3 protein-coding genes are annotated in these 4437 nt (G+C 62.5%); 1 reads left to right on the top strand and 2 read right to left on the bottom strand.

The window, feature by feature from the left end; all coding sequences use genetic code 11:
* Positions 1 to 228: 228 nt before the first annotated feature.
* Positions 229 to 963, bottom strand: coding sequence for a thioesterase II family protein (locus SOP85_RS26225; protein ID WP_323628720.1), 735 nt, complete (start codon positions 961 to 963; stop codon positions 229 to 231).
* 170 nt (positions 964 to 1133) lie between these two features.
* Complete coding sequence (locus SOP85_RS26220) at positions 1134 to 2306, bottom strand: MFS transporter (protein ID WP_323628719.1); 1173 nt, start codon at positions 2304 to 2306, stop codon at positions 1134 to 1136.
* A 240-nt stretch (positions 2307 to 2546) separates the two neighbouring features.
* Here SOP85_RS26220 and SOP85_RS26215 point away from each other — a divergent pair, with 240 nt between their 5' ends.
* Positions 2547 to 4367: a glycoside hydrolase family 15 protein gene (locus SOP85_RS26215; RefSeq protein ID WP_323628718.1), complete on the top strand. Its 1821-nt coding sequence runs from the start codon at positions 2547 to 2549 to the stop codon at positions 4365 to 4367.
* Positions 4368 to 4437: the final 70 nt, after the last annotated feature.

Genomic DNA, 4437 nt, shown 5'->3' with positions numbered 1-4437 from the left:
TTCTCAGCATCCGGATCAGTAGGCAGGAAGCACAAAGGCTCGTCGTCCCTATAAAACGAATGCAGACGGGAAAAATTAGCGAATGAGAATAAGTATCAGGATGGCAAAACATTGTGGGAGCGGGCTTGCTCGCGATAGAGGTGTATCAGACACCATTGATGTCGACTGACACTCCGTCATCGCGAGCAAGCTCGCTCCCACAGGGACTCGGTAATGTTTGCGATTGGGTTAACCCACAGCGGCCATGGCGTGCCGACGATGATGAACTTCAAGCTGATCCTTGATCACCTTGAGCACCTTGGCCTCATGCTCATGAATGAAAAAATGCCCACCCGCCAACATGTCCACGGCAAAGCTGCCGTGGGTTTCCTTGCGCCAGCCCATCAGTTGTTCGGTCGTCGCCCGGTCCGCCTTGCCGCCGAGCACGTGCACCGGGCATTTGAGCAGCGGTCGCTGCATCGGCTCGAAGCGCCCGCACAACTGGAAGTCGGCGCGCAGGATTGGCAACGTCAGGCTCATCAACTCTTCGTTGGCCAGGACTTCTTCGCTGGTGCCGTTGAGGCTGCGCAACTGCTCGATCAACTCGGCATCGGATTTGGGTTCGGCAAATCCACGGTCGTAGTCCTCGCGCAGGGTTGGCGCCGCCGTGCCCGAGGCAAAGAGCGCCACCGGTTCCGGGCAGCCAAGCGAGCGCAAGGCGTGGGCCATTTCGCAAGCGAGCAGCGCACCCAGGCTGTGGCCGAACAGGGCATACGGCGCCTTGAGCGTGGTTTTTTGTTCCTGTGCGAGCTGCAGCGCCAGACGACGCATGTCGGTATGCAATGGCTCGCCGAAACGGGCACCCCGCCCCGGCAGTTCCACCGGTTGCAGCTTGATCCACTCCGGCAGCTTGCGCCGCCAGCGGCTATAGACCATGGCACTCGCGCCGGAATAGGGCAGGCACAGCAATGTCAGCGGGGGCACGGGGCTTACCTCGAAATGTTGTCTAGGTAAGAGAACGGATAAGCGCCAAGGAGAATTAGTCGGATGAATCCCGCCCCTGTGGGAGCGAGCCTGCTCGCGATGGTATGTCAGACACATCGGTGTCGCCTGACACTCCATCGCGAGCAAGCTCGCTCCTACAGGTAAATGCTTTATTTCAGATGGCGATAGCTTTGGATCGCGGAACCGAGGACGACACCCCCCGCCGCAATCGCCAGCCAAAACCCGCTCCGCGCCCCGAACGCATCCACCAGCCACCCCGACCCCGCCGCGCCGATCGCCACACCAATGCTCAGCCCGGTGACCAACCAGGTCAGGCCTTCAGTGAGTTTGGCCGGCGGCACGATCTGTTCCACCAGGGCCATGGCGACAATCAACGTCGGTGCAAAAAACAGCCCGGCAACAAACACCGCCAGGGACAACCCGAGAATGTTCACCGCCAGCAGCAGCGGCAAGGTCGTCACCGCCGTCGCCACTCCGCCGTACAGAAACAGTCGCGGCAGCGGCACCTTCGAGCGCAACGCGCCAAACGCCAACCCCGCCAGGCACGAACCGATCGCATACACCGACAACACGATGCTCGCTGCGGCTGGCTGGCCCTGTTGCTGGGCGAAGGCCACGCTGACCACATCCACCACCCCGACGATGGTGCCCATGGCGACCATCAACAGCATCAGCCACTGGATGTCCACGGAGCGGATGATCGATGCGGCATGCTGTTCTTCGTGGGGATGCACCGGCGGCTCGGTGCCGCGTTGCAACACGAACGCCGTTACCCCGATCGCCAGCATCAGCAACGCCGCCAACGGCCCCGCCTCGGGAAATGCCACCACGCATAACCCCACCGACAACGGTGGCCCGACGATGAAGCAGACTTCGTCCAGCACCGACTCCAGGGCGTAGGCGGTTTGCAGTTGCGGCTGGCCGCGATAGAGCTCGGTCCAGCGCGCCCGAACCATCGCTGACATGCTCGGCATACAGCCGGCGATCGCGGCGAACACAAACAACGTCCAGTTCGGTGCCTGCAAACGGGTGCAGAGCAGCACCATCAACAGCGCCCCGCCCCCGATCAGCGCTGACACCGGCAAGATCCGGCGCTGACCAAAACGGTCCACCAGCCGCGACACCTGCGGTGCACAAAACGCTGTCGCCAGCGCGAAAGTCGCCGCCACGGCACCCGCCAAACCGTAACCACCCTGCAACTGCGAGAGCATGGTGATCAGGCCGATACCGGTCATGGAAATCGGCATGCGCGCGATCATCCCGGCCAGCACGAAGGCGCCGCTGCCAGGGGCTTTGAACAGTTCGCGGTAGGGATTTGCCATGGGTGCGGGTCTCGACAAGGGCCTGCAAGTTGCCATAAACACTGATCGAGGGGAAAGCAGCCAATTGTTGCTTGAATGTGAAGCCCCATCGCCAGCAGGCTGGCTCCCACAATGACTGATGTACACCCATCCAAGGTGGGAGCCAGCCTGCTGGCGATAGGGCCAGAACAGTCACCGCAAAATGAACTCCAGCCCGCCAAGACCAGTCAGCTATTTAGGCCCTCAGCTCCCGGAGCCCCAATGCCCGACCACGAACGCCAAAGCCCCATCGACGCCCACGGCATCATCGGCGACATGCGCAGCGCCGCGCTGGTCAATGACAAAGGCAGCGTGGATTTTTTCTGCTGGCCGGAATTCGATAGCCCGTCGATTTTCTGTTCGCTGCTGGACACCCCCGAGGCCGGTATATTCCAGCTGTCCCCGGACCTGCCTGACGCTCGCCGCGAGCAAATCTACCTGCCCGACACCAACGTCCTGCAAACCCGCTGGCTCAGCGATCGCGCCGTGGTGGAAATCACCGACCTGCTGCCCATCGGCGACACCGAAGACAACCTGCCCGTGCTGATGCGTCGGGTCCGGGTAGTCAGCGGCCAAGCGACGTTTCACCTGCGCTGCGCCGTGCGCCATGACTACGCGCGCGCCCGCACCCTCGCCCGCCTGGATAAACAGGACGTGATCTTCGAAGCCGCCGATCAGCCGTCCCTGCGCCTGGCGACGGATCAGGTCATGCGCATCGAAGGCCAGGCAGCGGTCGCCGAATTCACGCTCAAGCAAGACCAGACCGCCGAGTTCCTCCTGGGCGACATCGACGACCCGCGCTTCAAGGAAGGGGCGGCCACACTGTGCCTGGAACGCACGCTGAAGTTCTGGCGCGACTGGATCGGCCAGTCCAATTACCGAGGCCGCTGGCGGGAAATGGTCAACCGCTCGGCCCTGGCGATGAAGCTGCTGACGTCGCGCAAACACGGCGCAATCCTCGCTGCGGCGACCTTCGGCCTGCCGGAAGTCACTGGCGGCGAACGCAACTGGGACTACCGCTACACCTGGATCCGCGACGCGTCCTTCACCGTCTACGCCTTCATGCGCCTGGGTTTCACCGACGAGGCCAACGCCTATATGCGCTGGTTGCGTGGGCGGGTCAGCGATTGCCAGGGCAAACCGATGAAACTCAATATCCTGTATGGCATCGACGGCCGCCAGGAACTGCCGGAAATCGAACTCGCGCACCTGTCCGGCCACGGCGGCGCCACGCCGGTGCGCATCGGCAACCTGGCTTACGCCCAGGTCCAGCTCGATATTTTCGGCGAGCTGATGGACGCGGTGTACCTGGTCAACAAATACGGCGAAGCCATTTCCCACGAGGGCTGGAAGCACACCGTGGAAGTGATCGACCAGGTCTGCGAAACCTGGCAGCAGGAGGACGTCGGGATCTGGGAAATGCGCGGCGAACAGCACCATTTCCTGCACTCGCGACTGATGTGCTGGGTCGCCCTGGACCGGGCAATCCGTCTCGCCTCGAAACGCTCCTTGCCCGCGCCGTTCGCCCGCTGGGACCAGACGCGTCAGGCCATCTACTCGGACATCTGGGACAACTTCTGGAACGAAGAACGCGGACACTTCGTGCAGCACCTCGGCGGCACCGGCCTCGACGGTTCGATGCTGCTGATGCCGCTGGTGCGCTTCGTCAGCGCCAAAGACCCGCGCTGGCTCGCGACCCTCGACGCCATCGAGAAAAACCTGGTGCGCGACGGCATGGTCTACCGCTACCACAATGACGACAACCACATCGACGGCCTGCCCGGCACCGAAGGCGCCTTCGCCGCGTGCTCCTTCTGGTACGTCGAATGCCTGGCCCGCGCCGGTCGGGTGGAAAAGGCGCATCTGGAGTTCGAACAACTGCTCCGGTACGCCAACCCGCTGGGGTTGTACGCCGAAGAATTCGACAGCCACGCGCGGCACATGGGTAATACCCCGCAGGCACTGACGCACCTTGCGTTAATAAGCGCGGCGTGTTTTCTGGACAGGAAATTGAGCGGCGAAAAGAGTGTTTGGCAGCCGTGAAACCGTTTCGCCGACCTGCTTTTTGTAGGAGCCGGCTTGCCGGCGAAGGCGTTCTCAAGTACGCCTTCGC

The sequence above is a fragment of the Pseudomonas sp. YuFO20 genome (assembly GCF_035064975.1).
Classification (GTDB): domain Bacteria; phylum Pseudomonadota; class Gammaproteobacteria; order Pseudomonadales; family Pseudomonadaceae; genus Aquipseudomonas; species Aquipseudomonas putida_AE.
The sequence above is the reverse complement of the archived record's forward strand: the minus strand, read 5'-3'. Positions and strand labels throughout refer to the sequence as shown.

Bases quoted from the DNA above. Each gene is read 5' to 3' on its own strand.
- SOP85_RS26220 (WP_323628719.1), bottom strand. From the start codon at position 2,306: ATGGCAAATCCCTACCGCGAACTGTTCAAAGCCCCTGGCAGCGGCGCC.
- SOP85_RS26215 (WP_323628718.1), top strand. From the start codon at position 2,547: ATGCCCGACCACGAACGCCAAAGCCCCATCGACGCCCACGGCATCATC.